Source organism: Niallia circulans NBRC 13626, assembly GCF_001591585.1.
GTDB classification, from domain to species: Bacteria; Bacillota; Bacilli; order Bacillales; family Cytobacillaceae; genus Niallia; species Niallia circulans.
The window spans coordinates 117,881-142,866 of sequence record NZ_BCVE01000011.1; the positions used below are offsets into that span (position 1 = coordinate 117,881).

Annotated in this window: 22 protein-coding genes; 2 read left to right on the top strand and 20 right to left on the bottom strand. The window is 36.7% G+C overall.

Annotated elements, in window-relative coordinates; all coding sequences use genetic code 11:
- Positions 1-12: 12 nt before the first annotated feature.
- From BCI01S_RS14935 to BCI01S_RS14975, 9 genes are all read right to left on the bottom strand, one after another.
- Complete coding sequence (locus BCI01S_RS14935; protein ID WP_061799779.1) at positions 13-942, bottom strand: carbohydrate ABC transporter permease; 930 nt, start codon at positions 940-942, stop codon at positions 13-15.
- Positions 943-1,240: 298 nt separating this feature from the next.
- Positions 1,241-2,119, bottom strand: a complete 879-nt coding sequence (locus tag BCI01S_RS14940) for an AraC family transcriptional regulator (protein WP_235844516.1) — start codon at positions 2,117-2,119, stop codon at positions 1,241-1,243.
- 699 nt (positions 2,120-2,818) lie between these two features.
- Positions 2,819-3,223 carry a hypothetical protein gene (locus BCI01S_RS14945; protein ID WP_047941492.1) on the bottom strand — a complete coding sequence of 135 codons (405 nt, stop codon included), beginning with the start codon at positions 3,221-3,223 and terminating at the stop codon, positions 2,819-2,821.
- A gap of 166 nt (positions 3,224-3,389) precedes the next feature.
- Entirely contained in the window at positions 3,390-4,790 is a 1,401-nt protein-coding gene (locus tag BCI01S_RS14950; RefSeq protein WP_061799780.1) for a sensor histidine kinase, read from the bottom strand.
- Positions 4,791-5,510 carry a response regulator transcription factor gene (locus BCI01S_RS14955; RefSeq protein ID WP_047941490.1) on the bottom strand — a complete coding sequence of 240 codons (720 nt, stop codon included), beginning with the start codon at positions 5,508-5,510 and terminating at the stop codon, positions 4,791-4,793.
- 203 nt (positions 5,511-5,713) lie between these two features.
- On the bottom strand, positions 5,714-6,064 hold the full coding sequence (locus BCI01S_RS14960) for a YxeA family protein (protein ID WP_061799781.1): 351 nt from the start codon (positions 6,062-6,064) through the stop codon (positions 5,714-5,716).
- A 22-nt stretch (positions 6,065-6,086) separates the two neighbouring features.
- A complete protein-coding gene (locus BCI01S_RS14965; protein ID WP_047941488.1) occupies positions 6,087-6,818 on the bottom strand; it encodes an ABC transporter permease in 732 nt (243 codons plus the stop codon).
- A 12-nt stretch (positions 6,819-6,830) separates the two neighbouring features.
- Complete coding sequence (locus tag BCI01S_RS14970) at positions 6,831-7,580, bottom strand: ABC transporter permease (protein WP_061799782.1); 750 nt, start codon at positions 7,578-7,580, stop codon at positions 6,831-6,833.
- The gene (locus tag BCI01S_RS14975; protein WP_047941486.1) at positions 7,577-8,494 is read right to left on the bottom strand and encodes an ABC transporter ATP-binding protein; all 918 of its coding nucleotides are present in this window, start codon (positions 8,492-8,494) and stop codon (positions 7,577-7,579) included. Before BCI01S_RS14975 ends, BCI01S_RS14970 begins: the two co-directional genes overlap by 4 nt.
- 986 nt (positions 8,495-9,480) lie before the next feature.
- Between BCI01S_RS14975 and BCI01S_RS14980 the strand changes: the two genes are divergently transcribed.
- On the top strand, positions 9,481-9,870 hold the full coding sequence (locus tag BCI01S_RS14980; RefSeq protein ID WP_047941485.1) for a tautomerase family protein: 390 nt from the start codon (positions 9,481-9,483) through the stop codon (positions 9,868-9,870).
- 87 nt (positions 9,871-9,957) lie between these two features.
- Here BCI01S_RS14980 and fba read toward each other — a convergent pair whose 3' ends face one another.
- The 10 genes from fba to iolA form a co-directional block, all read right to left on the bottom strand.
- Complete coding sequence (fba, locus tag BCI01S_RS14985) at positions 9,958-10,827, bottom strand: class II fructose-1,6-bisphosphate aldolase (RefSeq protein ID WP_061799784.1); 870 nt, start codon at positions 10,825-10,827, stop codon at positions 9,958-9,960.
- Positions 10,828-10,935: 108 nt separating this feature from the next.
- The gene (locus BCI01S_RS14990; protein ID WP_047941478.1) at positions 10,936-11,784 is read right to left on the bottom strand and encodes a sugar phosphate isomerase/epimerase family protein; all 849 of its coding nucleotides are present in this window, start codon (positions 11,782-11,784) and stop codon (positions 10,936-10,938) included.
- Between the two features lie 17 nt (positions 11,785-11,801).
- On the bottom strand, positions 11,802-12,668 hold the full coding sequence (locus BCI01S_RS14995; RefSeq protein ID WP_047941477.1) for a sugar phosphate isomerase/epimerase family protein: 867 nt from the start codon (positions 12,666-12,668) through the stop codon (positions 11,802-11,804).
- Between the two features lie 94 nt (positions 12,669-12,762).
- Positions 12,763-13,800, bottom strand: a complete 1,038-nt coding sequence (iolG, locus tag BCI01S_RS15000) for a bifunctional inositol 2-dehydrogenase/D-chiro-inositol 1-dehydrogenase (RefSeq protein ID WP_047941476.1) — start codon at positions 13,798-13,800, stop codon at positions 12,763-12,765.
- A gap of 50 nt (positions 13,801-13,850) precedes the next feature.
- Positions 13,851-15,272, bottom strand: coding sequence for a sugar porter family MFS transporter (locus BCI01S_RS15005; RefSeq protein ID WP_047941475.1), 1,422 nt, complete (start codon positions 15,270-15,272; stop codon positions 13,851-13,853).
- Positions 15,273-15,286: 14 nt separating this feature from the next.
- On the bottom strand, positions 15,287-16,183 hold the full coding sequence (gene iolE, locus BCI01S_RS15010) for a myo-inosose-2 dehydratase (protein ID WP_061799786.1): 897 nt from the start codon (positions 16,181-16,183) through the stop codon (positions 15,287-15,289).
- A 15-nt stretch (positions 16,184-16,198) separates the two neighbouring features.
- Positions 16,199-18,109, bottom strand: coding sequence for a 3D-(3,5/4)-trihydroxycyclohexane-1,2-dione acylhydrolase (decyclizing) (iolD, locus tag BCI01S_RS15015; RefSeq protein ID WP_061799787.1), 1,911 nt, complete (start codon positions 18,107-18,109; stop codon positions 16,199-16,201).
- Positions 18,110-18,125: 16 nt separating this feature from the next.
- On the bottom strand, positions 18,126-19,115 hold the full coding sequence (gene iolC, locus BCI01S_RS15020; RefSeq protein WP_061799789.1) for a 5-dehydro-2-deoxygluconokinase: 990 nt from the start codon (positions 19,113-19,115) through the stop codon (positions 18,126-18,128).
- A 20-nt stretch (positions 19,116-19,135) separates the two neighbouring features.
- Positions 19,136-19,951: a 5-deoxy-glucuronate isomerase gene (iolB, locus tag BCI01S_RS15025; protein WP_047941471.1), complete on the bottom strand. Its 816-nt coding sequence runs from the start codon at positions 19,949-19,951 to the stop codon at positions 19,136-19,138.
- Between the two features lie 69 nt (positions 19,952-20,020).
- Positions 20,021-21,481, bottom strand: a complete 1,461-nt coding sequence (gene iolA, locus BCI01S_RS15030; RefSeq protein WP_047941470.1) for a methylmalonate-semialdehyde dehydrogenase — start codon at positions 21,479-21,481, stop codon at positions 20,021-20,023.
- Positions 21,482-21,956: 475 nt separating this feature from the next.
- Between iolA and BCI01S_RS15035 the strand changes: the two genes are divergently transcribed.
- Positions 21,957-22,730: a DeoR/GlpR family DNA-binding transcription regulator gene (locus BCI01S_RS15035; protein WP_047941469.1), complete on the top strand. Its 774-nt coding sequence runs from the start codon at positions 21,957-21,959 to the stop codon at positions 22,728-22,730.
- Positions 22,731-22,848: 118 nt separating this feature from the next.
- Here the strand turns inward: BCI01S_RS15035 and BCI01S_RS15040 are convergent, their stop codons facing one another.
- Complete coding sequence (locus BCI01S_RS15040; RefSeq protein ID WP_061799791.1) at positions 22,849-24,930, bottom strand: BglG family transcription antiterminator; 2,082 nt, start codon at positions 24,928-24,930, stop codon at positions 22,849-22,851.
- Positions 24,931-24,986 lie beyond the last annotated feature (56 nt).

The following is a 24,986-nucleotide window of genomic DNA, read 5'->3' on the forward strand; positions in this document are numbered from 1 at the left end:
CTCCCCACTAAATTAGATTTTCATTTTCGACATTTTTAAGTTGATAAACGTAAAAATTAAAATAATAATGAACATAATATATGTGGCAGCTGAGGCAATCCCGAATTCAAAACCGGTAAACCCACGCTCGTAAATAAAGGCTCCCATTGTTTGTATAGAACGAGCAGGGCTTCCATTTGGTCCTCCTATTACATACACCTCATTAAAACGTTGCAGCGCTCCAATCCAGCCTGTTATTAATAAGAAAGCAAAGGTACCCGTCATATTAGGAATCGTAATGAACAGCCACTGCTGTAACCCACTTGCTCCATCAATTTTTGCAGCTTCATACATTTCTGAGGGAATCGCTTGAAGATTAGCAAGACATATAATGATAACAAAGCCAATCCAATGCCAAACAGCCAGCAGTATAACGCCCCATTTAGAAGTACTAGGCTCAGAAAACCACCCTGGAGTCGGCAGTCCCATAGAGTCTAACGCAAAATTAACAATTCCCATCTCTGGATGTAAAACAAATTGAAAGATCATGGCCGCAGCAACAATTGAAGTAACATTGGGCAAGAAGTAGATAACTTTAAAGAAATTTTTTCCCTTTCCAACAGAGTTAATTAAGGTAGCAAAAATGAATCCTAAGGGAATGGTGATTAGCACTTGAAATATTCCGATAAAAAAAGTATTCCAAACAGCATTCCAAAATGGTCCTGATGTTAAGACCGTGCGAAAATTATCTAAACCCGTAAAGCTTTCTATTGTTCCATTTGATTTAAAAAAACTTAATCTAAATGATTCAACAACTGGATAAACCATAAACAGCAAAATCCCTAAAAAACTAGGAATTAAGAAAATATACCATGTCCATTGTGTCGTTCTTCTTTTCTTTTTCTTCTTCGCAGCCTCCATGTACATACTGGTTTCCGTAGCCGTAACATGATTATTTTCCATAAAATCTCCTTTCCTTAATGGATTGGTTTTCCTTTTCTCTCATTATGACAACGCTTTCAATTTTATAGAAATAATCACGAGATACTAACAATATCTCGCATGCTCATTTCTATAAACAATACTATTACTTTTATCGAGGTTACGTGTTTATGTTCCCTTCTGATTCCATTGTATGAAAGTTATCTACTTTTAACGTGGATAGAATTGTGTAATCTGATGAAGAAATTGTTTTTTATTGCTCTTTTAAATAATCATATTTAAAAATCGGTGCTGTAGAGACATTGTGGGAGAATTTAGCTTAATTCGTGTTTTTCATACGAATGGCTTTGCTATTACGGTATTCTGTAGGAGTTAGTTTCATTTGTTTTCGAAAAAAACGACTGAAATGAGAGGAATCTTCAAATCCTGATTCAAGAGATACTTCAAGAATCGATTTGTCTGGATGTATCTCCAGCAAATATTTGGCGCGGTTTATTCGACAGCTCATGATATATTGCATAATTGTATATCCTGTTACATCTTTAAAAATTCTCGACATATAATACTTGCTAATATTTAAATGATGGGCAATATCATCTAAAGTGATTGGTTCACAGAAATGCGTATCAATCCATTCAATCATTTTTTTGACATGAAGATTTTTATCAGATTCAGCATGAATATTATGTTCAAGTTGCTGCTTACTTAACTCATAAACCTTAAATAAAAGCTGCATCAGCATCGCTGTTAACTCTCCCACTTGGAAGCGATCGTCGACTGCGTTTTCTTCCTTGGATCTTTTCACTTTCTCTGCCAATTTCTTTATTAATGCTTTTACTTCAGCAGACTGTCCTTTATCTTTTATATGAAATAAAGTATTGCTCAATTGATTAAATGGCGATAACAATTCCGGGACATTTAAATTGTTTAAAAGTGGACGCAGCCATTCGGAAGAAAATTCAATCACACTGCGCTCATAATAAGCGCCAGGCTCAGGATAAGCTCGATGTAATGTTAGGCCATTCATAATAATTAAGTCATCCTCCTGTAAACGATAAATCCGATCACCAATTAAATATTTACATTCTCCCCCATGAAAGTAGTATATTTCATACCTATCATGAGAGTGGTAACTAAAATCTTCATAAGTTTCCACCTTATCCATTAAACGATAGAGTGCGATTATTTTTTCCGTCATCCTTAACCCCTCCTATTTAAAACGTTTTCAAAATATTAAAAATAAACTTGCCACCATCCCCAACTAATATCTTTGCTGAAAATTTTTCTTTTATTTATTCTCTATTCTTATGATAGTCACCTTTTAAAATTACAAAATTAATGTATATGAATTTTGTATTGCTTATTCCATATAAATAAAATGGAAATGCTAACTGAAGATTTTTAAACTCTCAAAATTGTTCTCTTTTAGAAAAATGAAATTTGTCCTAAACTACTTACTTTAAATGTAACCTCACTTTTCTCCCTTGTTTCTTCATTTAACACTCCACAACCAATAAAACGAGTACTTTTTACCACCAGTCTTATTAATCCTTTGCAGAAAAATAGAAAAAGCCTTTCAAAATGTAATTAACCGTTCTGAAAGGCTCTCTCCTAATTACAGTGCCAACACTGCATATTAATCTCTTGATGCATCATAATATATTTTTTAAAAGTCGTAAATTTAATTATATATTCAATTTATAGTAGTGTAAGAGTATTTTCATACTAAGAACCCCCACTTATAGAGTGAGGGTCTTGATTGTGTATAACTACCTCGCTTAAAAGTAGTTATGTGACTATTATACTACGAACAAAGAATATATGACCATAACTGGTAATGTTAGATTGTTGCACCTTTTAATCCACGTAATGCTTTATTGTTACATTCCCCTTCTATCTATAAAGGTAACAGCAAATGAAATACTATAATACCAACGGGATAGATCCAAAGCAGCCACTTAATGGTTCCCACATTAATTCTTTTAGAAATACCTTGGAATATTTCCGGTATGAAGATAAAGAAAACCTGACATGCTATTCTTAATTTCTGCCCGTCACTAAAAGGAATGAATTCAAATCCGTCTGCAGCATTCCCATCAAAATTACCTAAATACATAAGGAAGTTTTCAATCGGCAATACCAAACAAAGCAATATACGGCTTATTTGTACAACCGGACTTAGCTTTTTCTTTTTTAACCCTTTACAGGATAAAATAATTCCTGCAATGGCTAGAAGTAATGTACCCGAACTTAAATATACTTGCTCAGTGATATATTTCAATAAAAACCCTATTAAAAACATAATATCTCCTTTAAGTTTTTATATACTCACCCTATATCATTAAATAATACGCAGCATTTTGCATGAAAGTACCTCACCGTAATCGGTACGGGTTACTAATGACTATCAACCAAAAATATGGTCTTCTTGTGACATGGGATGGATTAATAATTCATCTTGTATTTTTTCAATGTTCCCCATTTTTTGATTGCACAGGAAATCTCATAACAGCTTTTAGACCTTTTTGGTTTGTGCCTTTTGAAAGAATGAGGTGACCATGGTGAGCCTGAAGAATTCTTGCTACCATCGGAAGCCCCAGACCATGTCCTTGATCATCAGTTTGCTTTCTCGTTGATGAATAAGGCAACTCGGTTATCTCCGCCAATTTTTCTTGCGGAATTCCTCGTCCATTATCACTTACAACAAAAAAATATCGGGAGGAATCTTCGGATAGAAAAGTTTCCAGTATGATTTTACAACCTTGTGGGTTATGTCGCACACTGTTATTAACAAGATTTCTGATAGCCCTAAGTAATAATTTCTCGTCTCCAGTGATTTTAACTGCTTCTTCGGCAAGCTTCAATTCAATCTCATACTGGTCGTCTAATCCACTATTCAGAAATTCCGCAACAACTTGTCTTGCCAATACTGACAGACGGATACTCTTCAAATGCAAAGGCTGCATTTCATATTCGAGCATCGAGACCAAATTCAAGTCGCTTACAAGTGATCGTAGCTTCTCACCCTGTCGCCTAATAATACCAGCCTGATACCTTTGCTCCATAGGCAACTCTGAACCATCTTCCATCTCGCTTGCATAGCCGAGGATCATAGATAGAGGTGTACGAATATCATGGGAGATTCCAGCGATCCAGTTAGAACGAGCTTCGTCTTTTGTCTTCAATGCATCCGTCTTTTTTTGAAGCTTATCCGATGCAGAATTAATGCTATGTGCCAAATCACCAAATATGCCTTTGGAATCTAACTGAATTTTCTCCTCCCTTGCTAGTTTGTGGACACCCTCTACAAGGGGACGTATTCCTCTTATAAGACGCATACCAATCAGAACTGAGATTAGTAGAGCCAGGGCCACATTAACAACTAGCAGCAGAATAAGCTTAAGAGGTAATGAACTCACCCAATCAGAAAGAAAGTCAAATTGATACTTCCAATGACTTTCCTTGGGGTATCCCACCACAACCAATCCATCATCATGCTCCCAAACATAAACCGGATATTCCATAAGATAATACCGTGAAAACTTGGCTACATCGACTAGGTTGTAGGTTTGTGGAACATCATCAGGCAGGTGATAATCCCATCGCACATGCCCATCTTCATCAAGCAGCATCGCCCATGATTGATTGCGCTTCAACAGCATTGCTACATTCTCATCTATACGATAGCTATCGTTCTGTTTGCCTAGACCTTCGGCTACTTGCCGAAGCATATCTTCAGGTGACGGACTTTGGTTAATTTCCTTGAATACCAGTGTCCCTAACAGAACCAAATTAAATATAAGCAAAAATATCGAGATAAAGATGGTGGTGGTGACGAACCGTCGCAAAATGCGAATAATCCCTTCCACCTAATCTGTCTCCTGTAGTAGAAGTTTATATCCCAGTCCCCTAACAGTAATAAGATGGATTGGTTTAGAGGGATCTAGTTCAATTTTTTCACGGACTCGCCTAATATGAACCATCAATGTATTTTCGTAACCATAGCTGTCGTCTCCCCAGGCAGCCTGACATAACGCATCACTCGTAACAATTTTCCCCTCGTTTTCGTACAACTTTACAAGAATAGCATGTTCCTTCGCAGTCAATGAAAACTCTTTCTGGTCACTGTAGCTTTGCACAATAGCGCTCTCCAGATTGATTATACGATCCCCCAACTGGAAAACAGATAGTTGCTCTGTCACAGGAGAAGCGTAAACGCGCTTTAAGATTGCCATAAGCCGTAATATTAACTCGCGGGGTAGAAATGGTTTCACAATATAATCATCTGCGCCTAAACCCAGTCCGAGCAAACGGTCTTCATCCTCTCCACGGGCAGAGAGAAAAAGCACCGGTATATCTGAAAGCTGTCTGATAGAAGACAGAAGGGAAAATCCGTCGCCATCAGGTAACATAACATCAAGAATCGCAATATCCGGTTTGTCTGTTTTGAAAAAAGACAAAGTCGAAGCACAGTCAATAGCAGTAAAAACGCGAAAAAACCCCTCTTTCCTTAAAAATTTTTCAATCATTATTCTGATTTCAGGTTCATCATCTACAATTAATATCTTTTTTTCTTTTAAATTCGCCAATCTACATCACCCAATTTTATTATACATGCTTAAGAAAATAATTAATATTCTTTCAATTCCCAAGTTAAGACAGAAGTGAATGTTGAGTATTAAAAAGCTAAGACAAGCCATTCATTTTTACGTTTATAATGATTAAGGTCATTTTTTGTATCGTTATCTCAACTAGATATCTTTGAGAAAGACCTTTTCTTCTTTAAATCTTTTTACTTTCGATATCGCTGTTTTACTGCTTCAGGTAGCCCCTCGAAGTCTATCTCTTCCCAATGTGTAACTCCCCGAAACCCCGTGTGATATAGTTGAATATAAGCCCCTTCCCTCAATTGTTTCCCAGCGGAAAACTCAAGTTTTTTTTCTTCTCCTTTTTCGTTAAAGGCAGCTAGTACATAATCGTACCGTTCATTGTCATCTTGAACACCGGAACCGGTTATCATAGTATAGTAGACGGTTTTTCCAGCAGGGTTATCAGGTTTCAACTTTTCTGGATTCATGAAGAACATCCACAAGCAAATCCCAATTATGATGACGAGCCCCAGCATTAGCAATATTTTTTTCATCACAAATTCCTCCTAAGCTCAATCAGGATGATACAATATCTTTATTTTTCAATCGATGAATAAAGATAGACGCAAAAATAACAACAAAAGCCATGTTCATAGCCCAAAATTGAATGTTTTGTAAGCCAGTAAGCTTATCCTGGCTTAACACGCTCATACCAATGGTGAGTAGCGAGAAAGGGAAAAGCAGGCCCAACTTTGCAATATACATGCCCAGACCGATAAAGACTGCAAGAAGGCTAATACCAATAGGTGTAGCAAAGCTCCGAATTCGCAGCGATAAGCATAATTGAAAGGCAATAATAGATAAAGAAGCATACCACCCACGTATTATCCAACCCAAAGTCTCAATAGGGAAAGGTCCGGGTAAAGAGAATAGGATGCCTGCAATTAAATAAAGTCCCATAAACAACGCTTGTGCAAATAAGATTAAAATGCTAACAACAAACAATTTGGCAATAAACACACTTGCAGCCGATACAGGAGAGGTCATTACCATATGCCAATTCCGGTTTAGGTTCTCCAGCCTGCATACATATGCACAACAAATAGCTATCAAGATTGGTAGGAAAAACTCACCATAAAAAAGGCTCACTTGTGTCCATAAGCTATACCATCCATTTTGCAGAACACCTTGGTTAAAATAATAATTTGCACCTCCAGTTAGAAGGCTTAGGATAGGAAGCACAGCAAGTACAAGACCAATCCGGGTATGCCTTAATTTCAACCATTCAGCAGAAATACTTCGTTCCATCTACTTCCCTCCCTAAATTTCCTGCCGGTTTACATGAATATTTCCGGCAATATAGAGTAGAACAGTCATAATCAATGCAGCCACAGCAATTTCGATATCTATAGGTTGCATTATATAAGTGCCAGAAGACTCGGCGTATCGAAAAGTAACTGGACTGATATCCAAATAATAAGACCATATAAAAATATGTCTAAGAGCAGCTGGTATCAATCCAGCGGTCATTCCAATAAAGCCACCCACCATGCCCAAACATAAAGCAAAGGCTTGATTTTTTATAGCAAAGGAAATCCATTGCTGAAGTGCCGTAACAGCGAGTGTTGTCAACAAAGTCCCCATAATAAACTGGCTGAAAAATTCGATAGGTGACCCTGGAAAGTCATTTATCAGTCCAAACACAATCATGAGTACAGTTTGTGCAAAGATGCCAAACAAGAGCAAGCTGTTAGCACATATATACTTCGCTATATAGAGATGATTACGGCTTACATTGGTAGCAACAAGCATTTTCCATGTAGACCCTTTATGCTCCATATCACAAATTCGTGAGACCACAATGGCTGAAATAATAGGCATAAAAAGCCCATTCATAGAGGATACATTAAAAATGACAGATTCCCAGATGGCGTGATTTGGATTACTAGCAATGGATCGACTAATAGACATGAAGGCCCACAGCATTTCTACAATAAGAAATAACAGAATCATCATCCATATTTTTTTGCGGCGAATTTTGAAATATTCCAATCCTAATGTTTTAATCACAAGCTTCGCTCCTTTCCTGTCAACTCTAAGAAAATATCTTCCAGACTTTTTTTCTGTTCCTCGATCCGTGAGACAGGAATGTTATGTTCAACAAGTAATCTATTCATTTCTGCCACCTCCATATCCTCAAGATGACCTAACCATAGCCGACTTCCGGTTATAGCTGGACTGTAACCCTTAGTAATAAGTAATTGTTCCGCTTTGGCATTGTCTCCAGTTTTCAGATAGATTGTAGAACTGCTTTTTTGTCGAAGGCTTGTCATGCTACCTTGGAACAGCATATTCCCTTCACTGATAATACCTACAGTAGTAGCTATCTGATCAATCTCTGAGAGTAGGTGGCTGGAGAGTAACACAGTTATCCCATAGCGTGTAGGGAGGGCTTTAATAAGTTCTCTAATTTCACCAATGCCTGCGGGATCGAGACCGTTCGTCGGCTCGTCAAGAATCAGTAGCTTGGGGAATGAAAGAAGAGCCATTGCGATTCCTAGTCGTTGTTTCATTCCAAGCGAATATTGCTGTGTCTTTTTGTTTTTCTGATTTTCCAGCCGTACAATACGAAGCACCTCATCTACATTTTTATCTGGTACATTTCTCAGGCGCTGCATGACCTTCATATTCTCAAGCCCTGTTAGATGTCCATAGTAGGAGGGTGACTCAATTAACGATCCGGTCCTTTGCAGAATAGATTGACGTTGCTTTTCAAGACTCTCACCAAAAATTTTGATTGTCCCTTCCGACTTCTTGATAAGTCCGAGTAGCATTTTTAGCGTGGTTGTTTTCCCCGCACCATTTGGACCTAAAAAACCATAAATTTCTCCTTCACGAACATAAAGGTCAAGTTTATTTACACTGTTAACAGCCCCATATGTTTTAGTCAGATTTTGCGTTTGTACAATAGTTACCGCACTCATTATCAAATCAGCTCCATTTAAATCATATTTCTTGATATTTCTCCCCTGTTTCAAAAGTAATGAACCAACCTTTCCTCAATCTAAAGAGAACCTTACATCAACCTTAAATCAATTAGTGTTGCATTAATTTTTCTCTAATCGGAGCTAGAATTCTTCCTGTTTACATGCCCATCTTAAAAAAGGGACGATTATCGCGCACTTGCATTTGCATAGGAATTCCTTAACCTTAGGAAAATAAAGAGCAACAAGGCGTGGAAAACAAACATATGCTTTAACATAAATAAAGCCGATTCTTCCTACGCTAAGGAATCATCGTTATATACACAGGCATTAACTTGTCTATTTTGGTTCTTCCACTTTTATTTTTTAACATAGGAATAGAAAATTGATCTTCCATTTGTATCATTAATCTTGCTAACTAATGTTCATTTTGAAATATCATTAAACATTCAAGATAAGCGCTTTTTAACCTCGTATGATTTCATGTAAAAGATTAATCAATAGTTATTTGTTTTCCTTGTTGACTTAATATCGAACTTTTCCTTTTTATAAAGTTATATCCAATCATAGACATCATCAAGATAAATCCACTTACCTTCCATTCTTTTAGGAATTCTATTTCTCCCTCCAAAATTTTATATAGCTTTTCTTTGGCCGTTTCAATTGGTCCAAGTCCATATATATTGATGTTTTACCTTCTTCCCCTTCTCTATAAGATTTACGAATATACAAATACACCTTTCCTTTAGGTTTCTTAGTTAAGTAACCCACCCTAGGAAAAGTATTAAGAGTTCAACTTTAGTCAAACTAGAAATACCCTATTGAGAGATTTTTTTGGTGGATATTCTAAATATAAATATTTCTTTTCCAGTGCCTTTTTCGGTGACATAATTGATACATTATAGTAAACTATATATAAACTTAATAAAAATATTATCAAATTATACACAACAATTAACCATATAAAGAACAGGAGAGTGAAGCTCATGCCCTTAATCAAACTAGATATGCTGGAAGGCAGAACAGAAAATGAAATAAGACAAATTCTGGATGTGACTCACGATGTGATGGTACGCAATTTTCAAGTTCCTGAACGAGATCGCTATCAAATTGTCTCGCAGCATAAACCGTATGAAATGATTATTCAAGACACTGGTTTAGGATTTGAACGTTCAGAAAAGATGCTTGTTTTTACCATTACAAGCAGAGAAAGAAAACAAGAACATAAACAAAAGTTTTATCAGGAATTAACTGAAGAGTTAGAGGCCAAATGTGGTATCGCTCCAAATGATGTAATGGTTTCATTCATGATTAATGGAGACGATGACTGGAGTTTTGGATTTGGTGAAGCACAATTCCTTACTGGGAAACTATAAAACGAGATTCTACTTTTTGTAGAGTCTCTCTTTAATTTTCCGCATAAAAAAGATACCTCTTTTCAAAGGTACCTTCAACAATTATCTTTATTCACTAAACACCAATGCCTTTTGACTTGTTCCAAACTCTCTAATTTTATTTCGTACTGTTTCTTTCACTGCTTCCATTCCTGGTGCAAGAATAAATCGTGCATCATACACATTAGGATTTTCTGTTAATACTTGGCGAACTGCTTTCGCCCATGCCTGTAAGCATTCTGTATTTACATTTATCTTTGCATGCCCTAATGCAATCGCTTTTTTTATTTGGTGATCAGGTATACCGGAACCTCCATGAAGCACTAATGGCACACCTGTAAGCCCTGCAATTTGTTTCATTTCTTCGAACCCTAATACTGGCTCTCCCTGATATGGTCCATGAACAGATCCTAATGCTGCAGCCAAGGCATCTATTCCAGCCTCTTTCACTAGACGAGTGCATTCAAATGGATCTGCATATTGAATCCCTCCAATTAATCCGTCTTCCATTCCTCCAACCGTTCCAACTTCTGCTTCTACCGATACTCCTTTTGGCTTTGCGTACTCTACCACTTCTTTTGTCATTAAGATATTTTCTTCGATAGAATAATGTGATCCATCTATCATAACCGAACTAAAGCCTGCATCTATCGCTTGTTTACATCTATCAACACTCATTCCATGGTCGAGATGTAGTGCGACCGGTACGGAAATTTTCAGTTCTTTTATAAGCTCCTTAACTCCAGCTGCTATGGTTTTAAATCCACCTAAATAATCGACTAAACGATCAGATGCCGCTACGATGACCGGCGACTTTTCTTCTTCGGCAGCCTGGAGAATCGCTTGAACCCATTGGAAATTATTCATATTATATTGACCAACTGCATATTTTTCCCGCTTTGCTTTTTGGAGCATATCATGCATGGAAACTATTGACATAAAAGCCGCCTCCTTTTTTTCTGTATATTCTGAATATTAATCGATGAAAGAATCCTTTAGAGAGGTGAGTTATCTTTCAAACTCTTCCTCTCTATTACTATCAAAGCCTTACTTCACTTCTTCTGTTAAGAAATAGGGCGCCAGCACTTTAAGCGTTTTTTCTTTAGCTGTTTTCACTACTTCTTCTGCCTCAAGTTGATAATACTCTGGTCTAAACACTTCTATAGACGCGTGATCAGAAAACCCTTTTTCCTTTATAATTTTCAAAATGCTCTTTAAATCGATTACGCCATCTCCGGGAAAAACTCGATCTTCATCCAGCATGATTCCCGGAATATAGTCTTCTACATCGTTAATATGAAATAAAAAGACTTTAGAAAAATCAGTATTTCTTAAATCTTCTAAGGTAGAATTCATTGCATAATACTGATATGTATCGAAAACGATGCCGACATTTTCACGATCAACTGCAGCTACAATCTCATTCGCAAAGCTCAACGTATTAACGGTAGCATGTGGATGACCAATAAATTCGAGCGCTAGTTTTACCCCATATGGTTTAGCTAAATCAGATAGTTCCGTTAAAACTTCGACACAGCTTTGCTTAATGACCGGCCGCAGAATCTTCTTTTCTGATACTAAGGGAACGACTACCATTCGATCGACATTTAATATTTTCGCATATTCAAGCATTTCTTTATATTCTTCAAGCAGTGCTTTGTAGTCTTCATCAGTGCGGTTATTAAAGTAAACGAGTGCATTCAACGATAATGGCTTTAAGTGATGTGTTTGAAAGAACTCCACTAATTCCTCAATCGAATGTGTCTCTAAATACTCCTTTAACTTATCAATCGAGCGGATTTCGATATAATCATATCCATATTTTTCAAGCAGTTGCAGATCTTGCTCTAATGTGGAATTTTCTAATGTTGTCCCTTGGTTCATTGCTAACTTCATCAGCAATTCCTCCTATTCTATTCAATATTTAATCCTTCCTTAATAGACTTTAAAGTTACTTCATTTGACCAGTCTGGTTTGTCCGGATAGGCAAATACAGAGTTGGTTACAATTCCATCAAATTTAAATTCTCTTAACTTACGGTAAAGCGTATCAAAATCAATTTCCCCTTCACCAGGGTTTAAATGTTGATGGATAGTAACATTTGCATTTGGTGGATTTACGATATAACGAAGCCCGAATGCAGCTTTATGGTTCATCGTATCTGCGATTAATACATGTGCAAGTAAATCTTTTGCTTCATCCAATTGTTGAGCGATATCCCCTTTTCCATCATCATAGAAGAAGGCATGGGCTACAGAGTAGACTAACTTAATCCAATCCTTATCTAACGCACGAATCATCCGCACCGCTTCTGTATTAAGCTCGATAAAATCATTAGGGTGAGATTGTAAATTTAGTTTGATTCCTTCTTTTTCAAAAATAGGTATTAACTCATCCATTGAACGAATAAAAGCTGCTTCGCTTTCTGTTGGACGACTCTTATCACCAGCAAACTCGCTGTTCATTAAATCCACCCCTAATTCAGAGGTAATCTCAATACAGCGTTTCCAGTTACGAACAGCTGATTGCCGTTCTAATTCATTTGGCGAAGACCATTGTTGTACAGGTAATACAGAAGAAATTTTCACTCCTGCATCCGAACAGTATCGCTTCAAGTCTTTGATTAGTTGTTTATCTACCTTTGGATATTCATAAAACCAAATAAAGTCTTTACGAGGCGAAAGTTCTACATATTCGTACCCTAGTCTTGCGACATGATCAATTGTTTCTTTTAAGCCGGTATTATCTCTATAATGAGATGGATCATAAGCTAAACGCATGTTCATTCCTCTTTTCTTTATATACTTTTTAGATAGTAGACCGCTATTTTCCCAAAATAGATAGCGATCTACTAAAATAATAAGTTTCTAGCTATTAAACATTTGTCGGCTGCACATTATCTTTATAAAAGCTTGGTTGTTCTTGCAATACTATTTCTTCTTTCACTCCCGAATTCTGTGCTTTAATACATGCATCTGCGGTAACTTGAGCAATATAGCCATCCCATGCTGTTGGACCATTGGGCTCACCAGTTTCTTTGATTGAATCCATAAAATGCTGTAATTCCACATCGTAGGCATCTACAAAACGTTTCTTCCAATCCATCAAAATTTGCGATCCTAATGTAGCATTTTTGCGGAACGGAACCGTTGCAACCTCTGGTAATTTTACAATCCCTTCTTCTCCAACTACTTCACATTGAATATCATAGCCATATTTGCAGTTAACAGAGATTTCCGCATTTATAACAATACCTGATTTAGTTTCTAAAATTACTACTTGAGGATCTCTTAAATTCTCATGGGCATACCGATTCCTTTTCGGAAACAATACTTGCACCGACTTATAATCATCATTTACGAGCCAATGCAGAACATCAATTTCGTGAATTAATGTATCACTTATTGCCATATCCGTAGAATAAGTTGTGCCTACTTCTGGATTGCGATGTGCGCAATGAATCATTAATGGATCTCCGATAAAATTAGCATCAAGTAGTTCTTTTAATTGAACATATCCACTATCATATCTGCGCATAAATCCAACTTGCACCAAACGCTTTCCATGCTTCATTTCTGCTTCTACAATACGCATACATCCCTCAGCAGTTGTCGCAAGCGGCTTCTCACAGAAGACATATTTTCCTGCTTCGATAGCAGCCAAAACACTTTCTTCATGTGCAGGTCCCCAGCTTGTTACAAAAACAGCATCTACATTTCCATCTGCAATTAACGATTTATCATCTGGAAATATCCCTGCATTTAAATTAAATTGTTCCACTGTTGTTCTAGCAGATTCTTGATTCACATCCGTTACGGCAACAATCTCTCCGCCTGCTAGCTTTTTTGTAATTCTATTAATATGTTCTCTGCCAATGGCACCAGTTCCAATTACACCAATTTTTAATGTCATATTATTTATACTCCTTCCAATTTAAGGTATAAGTGATCAGTGATAAAATACTATTTGGCGATTTTCATCATTTCCTTATCCTGATTTCGGAAATATTCTTCTAGCTCTTCTAAAGATCGACCTCTTGTCTCTGGCAGATATTTCTTAACAAATGCTATGGCAAACACTCCTAATACAACAAAAACAAAGAATGTAGTAGATAATCCGATATTAGCCATAAGAATAGGGAAAGAAAATCCGATTAGGAAATTAGTAATCCATAAACAAAATACGGTTACTCCCATTCCAAGTCCGCGGACCCTTTGCGGAAAAATTTCAGACAGCATGAGCCATGTTACTGGAGAAATAGCCCCTTGCTGGAATGCTAGAAATGTTACGGTTAAAGACAGCACTACATACGGCAAGGATGGCTGGCCTTCTAGGACTAAAGAAAAGATGCCGATTAACAGCAAGGAAAGTGTTGTACCAATTTGCCCTGTTAATAACATCGGTCGTCTCCCCACTTTACCCAAAAGCCATATTCCCACAAACGTGGCAAGAACAGAAATGACTCCATTTGCGATATTCCCTATTAATGCTGCTTCCGTTCCAAAACCAGCGTCTCTCAAAATTTCCGTTCCATAATACATAATCGAGTTAACACCTGTAATTTGTTGAACAATCGCGATTCCTAACCCAATAAAAACAATTCTTCTTATCCAAGGAGTCGTAAGGTCTTTATATGTAGCCTTCTCCGTATTCTCTTCTTTCGAGATAGCGTTTTCAATTTCCTGCAGTTCTAATCTTGCTTGCTTTTTATCTCTTACCTTCTCTAATATTTGTAACGCTTCCTCTTTACGCCCTTTTGAAGCTAACCAGCGTGGACTTTCAGGTACTCTCAGCATTCCAAAGAATAAGAACACTGCCGGAATTGCAGCAATTACCAGCATATATCTCCACACATGTGTGGCATCACCAAACATATTTCCTATAATGGCGTTAATAGTAAATGCAAGTAATTGACCTGTTACAATCATCAATTCGTTTTGCGTGACCATTCGCCCTCTTCGTTCAGCAGGAGACATTTCCGCTAGGAAAGTTGGTACTGTAACAGAAGCTCCTCCCACTGCCAAACCTAGTAAGAAGCGAAATATAACCATGAGCAAAACATTTGGGGCTAATGTACAGCCAAGCGTTGCGACAAAAAATATTAATGCTAAGTTTAAAATGCTCTTTCTACGTCCATATAAATCTGCCAATCTACCAACAAATACTGCTCCAAAAGCAGCTCCGAATAATAAGGAACTCGTAACGAGCCCTTCTGTTACAGGTGTTAAATGAAGCTGCGTTTCATCAGACATAAATGGCAGCGCACCATTTATTACCCCTGTATCATATCCAAAAAGCAATCCACCAAATGTCGAGATTAGCGTAATCAACATTAAGGATTTCCTGTGAGAGCTGCCACCTCTACTCCCTTGTTCTGTCCCCATTCTCTTAATCCCCTTTATATATGATTTTTTTCAAATAATGTTTCATCAATATATTTTCTAGCAATAAGAGCGTATTCTAAAGGGTGTGCAATGGCTGGATCTTGCTCTGCCTCAATGACTATCCAGCCATTATAATTTGTCTTGAGCAAATAGTTATATACTTCCTTAAAATCAATACATCCATCCCCCGGGACTGTAAACATCCCTTTTAGAAAGGCTTGTAAAAAGGATAGATTATTTCTCTTGCATTCTTCTAAGGAAATTAGCCGTACATCTTTAAAATGTACATGTTTAATTCGATTTCGATGTTTCCTTAATAGAGTCATATAATCATTATCAGATACAAAAATATGTCCTGTATCATACAATAGATGAACATATGATGGATCTGTCATCGCCATTAACCGATCAATTTCTGCTAATGTTTGTACTCCTGTGCCCATATGATGGTGATAAACGAGATGAAGATCATAATCACTTGCAATTCTGCCAAGTTCATTTAATCCTTGTGTGAATACCTCCCACTCTGCGTCCGTAAAAAAGGGCTTCTCTCCAAATACATTTTTTTCTGTTCCTTGAATACTGTTAGTCTGTTCCGAAACAACTGCGACAGAGGCATTCACCTCCTTTAAATAAGCACAATGCTCATGAAACTGTTTGGATACTGTTTGTATTCCATCACGTATCAGAAAGCTACTAAACCATTTACCAGCAATTCTTAAATTTCGTAGAGCCAGCTCTTTTTTCAATATCTTTGTATCAGGAAAAAATCCTCCAGCCTCTGTTCCCTGAAAACCTGCAACAACAATATCGCTTAACAAATGTGATAGAGTATTCTCAGCCCCAATTTCGGGTAAATCGTCATTACGCCAGCCGATTGGAGCAATCCCCCATAAAATCTCTTCTCTCATTTTCCTTTTCCCCTTTTAATATTGTTTAGCTTGCTGCAATTTCTTTTGTCTTTGCTCATTTGCCTTTCTTACTGTTTCTCTTTCAGAAACTTCTGCCACCCCAACATTCCACCAGCTTTCATATCCATCTGTCATTGTTTTTGGCAGCACTTTCATTTCAATCAAGGTCGAAACATTTTGTTGCTTGGAATCTTCTAAAGCCGCCTTTAATTCCTCTACGGTATTAGCTTTATAAGCTTTAGCTCCATATCCTTCTGCAACCTTGGCATAATCAATGTTCATGATATTTTGACTATGATCTCTCAGCTCACAGAAGAAGCTGCCATTTCCGTTGTCCATCTGAAGGTTATTAATACAGCCATAACCAGCATTATCAAACAGTAAAATATTTATTTTTTTCCCATACTGTAAGCTTGTGACTAACTCCGTATGAAGCATTAAGAAGCTGCCATCACCGACAATGGAGTAAACCTCCTTATTCGGTTCTGCCAATTTAATTCCTAAGGCACCGGCAATTTCATATCCCATGCATGAATAACCATACTCAAGATGATAGGTATTTGGAACAGAGGAATGCCATAATCTTTGCAAATCTCCTGGTAAAGAACCGGCAGAACAAATAATGGTACTATCTGGAGAAATCGTCTCATTAATAGCAAGCAAAGCCGTTGTTTGCGCTAATTCGGTTTGCAAAGCATCTGCGTATTCATTTAATATTTCTTGGGAAAAATGCCCCTTAATTTCTGGATCAAAATTTTTCCGAGTAAATGTTACTTGTGCCAGGCGATCTCTTTCTTGAAGCCATTCTTCTTTTAAAATACGGATATCATTGCCATAAGATGTTTGATATCCCTCTAATAGCGGCACTAGCTCTTCTAAGGCTGTTTTCGCATCTGCCACAACTTGAAAAGCATCAAATTTATATGCTTGCATACGACTAATATTTATATTCAAAAATTTCGTCTTAGCAAAATTAAACGCTGTTTTCGACGATGTAGCGAAATCCGTGTATCTAGTACCAATCCCAATAATAAGGTCTGCGTCATAAGCTGCTTTATTTGCTGCCAGCGTTCCCGTAATCCCCATTCCACCCAAATTATTAGCAAAGTCGCTTTCTACGGTTGATTTACCAGCCTGTGTTTCTACTAATGGGATTTGATGGGTTTCTGATAATTTAATAAGAACTCCTCTTGCTTCTGAGTATTTCGCTCCTCCCCCGACAAGAATTAATGGTCTTTTACTCTCTTTAATAAGATCAGCAGCACTCTTTAGCTCTCTCTCAGATGCTTTCTTTCTATCTAAATAGTGAACTCTTTTTTCAAAAAATTTCACATCATAGTCGTAAGCTTCTCCTTCCACATCTTGTGAAATGCATATCGTTGCTGGACCAGCTGTTTCTGGATTGGTCATTACTTCGAAAGCACGTATTAGACTAGACATTAATTGCTCTGGTCTTGTCACACGGTCCCAAAAACGTGACACAGACATAAACGCATCATTTGTGGTTACTGCAAGACTGTGATTATGTTCCAATTGCTGCAGCACCGGATCTGGCTGTCTCGTTGCAAAGGTATCAGCTGGAAGAAGCAATACAGGAATATTATTAGCAAATGCTGTGGCCGCAGCTGTCACCACATTTGCAGATCCTGGTCCTGATGAAGTAGTTACCGCATAAATTTTCTGGCGAAGCATCTGCTTACTATATGCAATAGCTGCATGTGCCATCCCTTGTTCGTTTTTCCCTTGATAGATTTTCAAATGACCTGGATTTTGTTCCAACGCTTCTCCAATTCCCAGAACATTTCCATGTCCAAAAATATTAAAGACTCCTTCCACAAAAGGAAATTCCTTTCCATCTACATGAAGGTACTGTTGGTTTAAAAATTTCACTAATGCTTGCCCTGCTGTTAAGCGAATTGTTTCCATTGTTATCCTCCCCTCTTTAAACTTCCACTTTTTCGTTCTTCTTAATTAAGGCTTCAATCTCCTCTACTGTTGGCATTGCTTCAGAAGAACTATGTTTGCTTACTACGATTGAAGCAGAGGCACTTCCATATTTAAGGGCTGTTTCGATATCTTTTCCAGAAATCAATGCATAAAGGAAAGCTGATGCATAAGAATCTCCTGCACCAAATGTTTTAAGCACCTTTGTTTTATAGGCTTGAGCTCGATAAAGCTCCCCTGACTTCGTATAAGCATAAGAGCCCTTTACACCATGTTTTATAACGACTAAATCTGCTTGGTGACTAAATAAATATCGAATTGTTTCTTCATTTTTGCCGTCTTTCGTATTCTCCATTACATCAAATTCATCTCTTGTTCCGATTACAATATCTGCCTGTTCAGCAATTAAAGAATAGTAAACAGCTGTTTCTTCAAGAGATTGCCATGTATAAGGACGATAATCCAATTCAAATACAACTTTGACATTATCTTTTCTTGCTGCATTTACCGCTTTAATGACGGCTTCTCTGGAGGGACTTTTCGCTAAAGCTGTTCCGGAGACAAGCAAGACCTTAGCCTTTTTAATATATTCATCATTGACTTCAGAAGGCGTTAAATATAAATCAGCGACATCCTCTCTATACATTAAAATACTGCATTCTTCAGGACTTAAAATTTCCGTAAAGGCAAGACCTGTTTTATGTCCCTCTTTATCAAACACCATATTAGAACCATCAATTCCAACACCTTGCATATATCTTTTTATAAATCTGCCATGCTGATCATCAGATAGCTTTCCGATAAATCCAGCTTTCAGCCCTAATTTACTAGCACCGATAGCGATATTAGCTGGAGACCCTCCTACATATTTAGAAAAAGTCATCGTATCTTCCATCGGACGATTATACTCTACTGCATTTAGATCAATACATGCTCTGCCAATTGCGATGATATCGAATTCTTTCTTATCGTTAAATGTGTAACCCATTTCAGGCACCCCTTTTCTATTTAGCGATGAATGATCCATTCATGATCTTTATCATTATTAAACTTCCAAATTCTCTTTGGTCCCGCCATCACATTTAGATAATATGATGCATAGCCGTCTGGCACTCCCACGGGATGATAGCCTTTCGGAACGATGACAACATCTCCATTCTCTACGGCCATTGTCTCATCTAAAGAGCGATCATCTGTATACACGCGTTGAAAAACAAATCCCTGTCTTGGATCGATTTCATGATAATAGGTTTCTTCTAAAAAAGATTCCTCTGGTAAGTTATCCACATCATGCTTATGGGGAGGGTAACTTGACCAATTGGCTGTTTCTGTAAATACCTCGACAACTAATAAACTATTCGCTGTGGGATCAGAGTCTGGCAAGATATTATGTACAAGGCGCTTATTGTTAAATTTACCACGCTCCTCTACACCTATTTCTTCTGCTTTCAGTAATCTAGTTGGTAGTGGTTTAGATGAGGGGGAATAGCAAAGCGCAATTACCGCCTTTTTCTCTGCTGTAATTTCATAGGTTTTGTCATTTGATACGTACACACTGTCTGTGGGAATTCGTTCAAAGACATTTTCTCTTGTACCAATATTTTCAAAAATAGACGTACCATCCGTGACTGTTACTTTCCCAGTAACAACGACGATACAGCATTCTTTGTCTTGAAGCGTCTCCGTATATTTTGCACCAGGCGTAAAATCTAGCAATCTAAATTCGACATATTCTAAAGGGGCATTTTCCTTTAGAACCTCATGAATAGTTTTCACGCCATTTCTTTCTTCTTTTTGCTGATATTTACGAAGTAACTTACTCACTTCTATTAACCTCCTATTATTTTATTTTCTGTACAGGGCACTCGTATCCCCTGTACAGATTTCTTACAATTATTCAAAAGAAGGTTTTGCATATCTTGCTGTTACTACTTTTTTACGCGTATAAAAATCTACTGAGTCTTTCCCATTTGCATGTAATGTTCCATAGAATGAAGACTTCCAGCCTGAGAATGGGAAAAATGCCATTGGAGCTGGTACTCCAAGGTTAATGCCAAGCATACCCGCATCGATATTTTCTCTAAAATAACGAATCGCCGATGCATTAGATGTAAACAAGCATGCACCATTGGCAAATTCAGATTGATTTGCAATTTCAATCGCTTCCTGCAAATTTTTCACACGGATAACGGATAGAACAGGCGCAAAGATTTCATCCTTCCAAATGGTCATTTCGGTTGTTACCTGATCAAAAATAGTTGGTCCAACAAAAAATCCATCCTCTGGCGCCGTCTCTCTTCCGTCACATACAAGATTAGCTCCTTCTTCAATTCCTTTTTCAATATAGCTAAGTGTGCGCTGTTTATTCTCTTCTCTAATAACAGGACCTAAGAACACGCCATCTTCTAAACCGTTTCCGATTTTAATATTTTTTGTTCTCTCTTTTAAAGCTTCCATAAACTGATCCGCAATTCCTTCTTCCACCGTTACTACGGCACATGCCATACAACGTTCCCCAGCTGAACCGAATGCAGCTGATACAACATTTGTAATCGTTTCTTCTAAATTCGCATCATTTAATACAATGGTATGATTTTTCGCTCCTGTCAGCGCCTGTACTCGTTTTAAATTTTCGCTTCCTTTTTTGTATACATACTCCCCAACAGGCTTAGAGCCTACAAACGAAATCGCTTTAATTTCTGGATGCTCTAAAATTCCGTTTACCACATCATGGGCACCATACACAACATTAAATACACCCTTTGGCAGCCCTGCTTCTGTAAACAATTCTACTAATCTTTTCGTTAGTAATGGTGTCCGTTCAGAAGGTTTTAAAATAAATGTGTTTCCTACAGCAATCGCCATTGGAAACATCCAGCAAGGTACCATCATTGGGAAATTAAATGGTGCAATCCCGCCAACTACTCCAATTGGATAACGATAATTAGTAGCCTCAACATCTGTTGCAATCGATGAAAGAGAATCTCCCATCATTAATGAAGGTGCACCTGCCGCAAATTCTACATTTTCAATCCCACGTTGAACTTCACCAAGTGCTTCTGTTAAGTTTTTACCATTCTCGATTGTAATTAACTGAGCTAATTCTTCTTTATGTTGAGCTAATAGTTGTTGATAGTTGAATAGAATTCTAGCCCGACGAGGAACAGCGATATTCTTCCACTTTTCAAACGCAACTTTCGCTGCTTCTGCTGCATAATTAATATCTTCCTTTGTAGAAATTGGCACTTGTGCGATTATTTCTTTAGTAGCTGGATTATATACATCTTCATATGTAGTCGTTTTACTTTCTACCCATTCTCCATTTATATAATTTTTTAGTTTTTCAACAGCCATTTCCCTTTCCCTCCTACGATCTACTTTCACATTTCCTGTTTCTTATCCCAAAACATAACCAAAATATCTTACCTTTTCCCAGCCAAAACACTCAATTATTTGTTTATTCATTTCCCTTGTACTTACCGAGTGTATTTCCAATGATGTTATTATCATCTTTTGGTTAAGTTTTGATAACTTATGATTACATCATAATATGTATAACGCTTACAGTCAATCATTTCAAACGATATTTTTTATTTTTTTGGAAAACTTAAACAGTGAATATAGGAATATACTTAAAATCCCCCCAATAAAATAATCATTATATTTAATTTAATGATGAACTTTTGATTATTTTTTGGTATAATCGATATGTATCCAGTAATCTTTCAAAAATAGAACAGATATTGTTTATAATCTCCTAAAATAGATAACATAAGAAATAGTATCGAGTACATGGACTAAAAAATTACCTAAACAGAGGATGAATCATATGTTAAAAACAAAAAGAATTAAACAAATACAAGATTATGTATTTGAACATCAAACAGTATCTTTAGATGAATTAGTCACAGTCTTTAAAGTATCGAAGAATACGATTAGGAGAGACGTACAAGAATTAGTGGATCGAGGCGAATTAAAAAAAGTATACGGAGGAGTTGCGGTTAATAACAGTACATTAGTTTCTTTTACGGAAAGACAAGTTCAAAATAAAAACGAAAAAGAATTAATCGGAAAATCCGCAGCTAGTTTTGTAGAGAATGGAGATATTATTTTTATCGATAGCGGAACTACCACACTTGAAATGATGGAATATGTTAAACAAAAACAATTAACGATCATTACCAATAATTTGGATTTTATTATTCGTGCTTTACCTTATGAGAATTTAAATATCATTACATTAGGGGGGCTCCTGCAAAGAAATACCAAATCTTTTGCAAGTGTGAAAAGTACAGATATTATTAAAGAATATAATATCAATAAAGCATTCATGGCATCTACAGGTATTTCTATTTCTAATGGAGTAACAAACTCTTCCCCACTAGAAAGCGAAATCAAAAAAAACGTTGTTGATAGAAGTTCAAAAATCTTCTTGCTCACAGACCATAAGAAATTTGAAAAATACGCCCTTATGACTTATTGCCGATTAGAAGATGTAGATTATATCGTAACCGATCAAGCACCAAACAGCGAATACAAGGAATTCGCCCAAGAAAACAACATCGAAATCGTTGTAGCCAGCCAAGAGCACATTACCCAATAAGGTAATCCGGTGGACCGTTCTACTGTGTACCTATGTTCCATTCAGAAATTCAATAAGGCAGGGCACCTTCTCTTCATTGGTGCCTTGCCTTCCTTGTTTTATTAGCACTCATCCCTTATTATGGCACTAGTTTTAAATTGGTTTCTTCCTGACAGCATATATAATCAAAAACCTCTTCGGAAGTATTACTTGTTTTTAAGATATGATAAAATTCCTCTTTTTCCAGCAATTGTACTAACTGTGAAAGTGCATTCAAATGAAATTCCTGATTAATGGCTGCCAAACAGAAGACAAATTGAACCGGTTTATTTGTATGTTTATCAAAGTACACTGGCTCATTCAATACAGCTATACTTATGGATAATTGATTTACGCCATCTGCTGGTCTTGCATGGGGAAGCGCTACATTTGGCATGATGACCATATAAGGACCATCTTTCCTAGCATTTTCGATCATTTTCTGAATATAATTTTCTGTTATTCTTCTTTCTTGTAATAATGGTAAGGCAGATAAGGAAATGGCATCTTGCCAATTCTTTGCCAATACACGTAATTGAATAAGATTTGGGGAGATAATTTCACTTAAATTTGGTCCCTGCTCTTTTTTTAGCTCTACTTTCTCATTTACTGCAAAGTACTCGTATAATTCTCGCTTCATTTGCTCTTTTTCTTTCACTACAGCATACTTTTCCACAATTTGCGTAATTAATTCTACACTGGGCAATTTGAAAAAGGAATTCCCCAGCTCTGTATAAACATCTCTTATTAAACGATACTTTTCTGATATGTCCATAACAGGACTTACAATAAAAACAGGTTTTTTCGTATAAAACAAGCGAATATCTGGTACAGTAGAAAATAACAAATCATAATCAACGTCTATTTTATCCAGCTGTTGTGTTTCGATAGGAGCTAAAAAAGTGAACTCGGGAAAAATAGACTTTAAAACGGTATGCGTAATAGAGGAACTCCCAACTCCATTTGGACAAACAATCACACCTACTTTTTTATTTACCTTTCCCTCTTTTTCATTCCTGGATAAGGATGCAAAATGAATCGTCAAATAGGCTACTTCTTCTGCGGGAATAGGATGTTTAAATAGCACGCTAAGCGGCTTCATCGTTTCATTCACTATAGTAAATAGATGATTGTATTCCTCTATAATCTTCTCATACAATGGATTAACGATCGGCAAATGAAAAAGCAATCTATAATAGGCAGATCGGAAATGCCGGAAAATTTGCTTAGATACTTCTCTTGGATGTTCAAAGCGAATGCCGGAAAAAGATTCAAAACGCATGCGGATATGTTCAACCAAGTCCATAATAAGTGGAAAATCTTCGCGATATTCATCGGCCTCCCCTAATGTTAGACCTAGTACCCAGGCTGTTAAGTAGCAAATATTATCTTCCTTCTGCAAATGATAAAATGATAATAGCTCTTCTGCAAACTGATATTCTTTTGTAGATTTAACCGATTTCCATTCATGGATGAAGTTAACAGATTCCTTCGTTTTTAATCTTGTCTTTAAAAATAAAAAGGAATAAATAAATTCTGTTAACCTGTTCTCGATAAAATGAATCTTATGTTTATTCGAATAAAATAATACAATTTGCTTCATTTGCTCGTAGCTTTCAAGATGATTTTCTCGTAAAAAATAGCCAAATAATTTGGTGTTTTTATTTGTATTTAATTCTTTTACTATTAACTTTAATCCTAAATAGCGTATCTCGCTCTCGGTTCCTACCAAATGATATCCCTGTTTCCGATTGTACTCCAAAGAAATTCCCCTATGCTGTAATTTTGCAGCTAAAGCTTTTAAATCTCCCATTATTGTTGTTTTGCCAACCTTTAAAGCATCAATGAAATGGTTTATCGACAGATACTCTATGTTTATGAAAAGATAAAGAAACATATATTGTATCCGTTCCTCACTACTTAACACATACTCATCAACTGGAATAGTATTTGATACCTCATTTATTAATAATTCCCTCGTTTCATAGTCAACAGAAATTTGGTTGTAGCTATTTATTTCGATTGGTTTTTTATGATGGGATGCTAACCAGCTATTTATTTTCTCTAGGCTATAATCAATTTGTCTTTGCGTTAATTTCGTTTGTTCTTGTAAGTTTTGCTTTTCTATAAATGGGCGTTCCATAATTTTTTGGATAATGAGGTATGATCGTTCATCTAGCAAATGACTTCACTCCATTTATTGATACATTTAATAATAGAAGAGAAATAGACTAATGA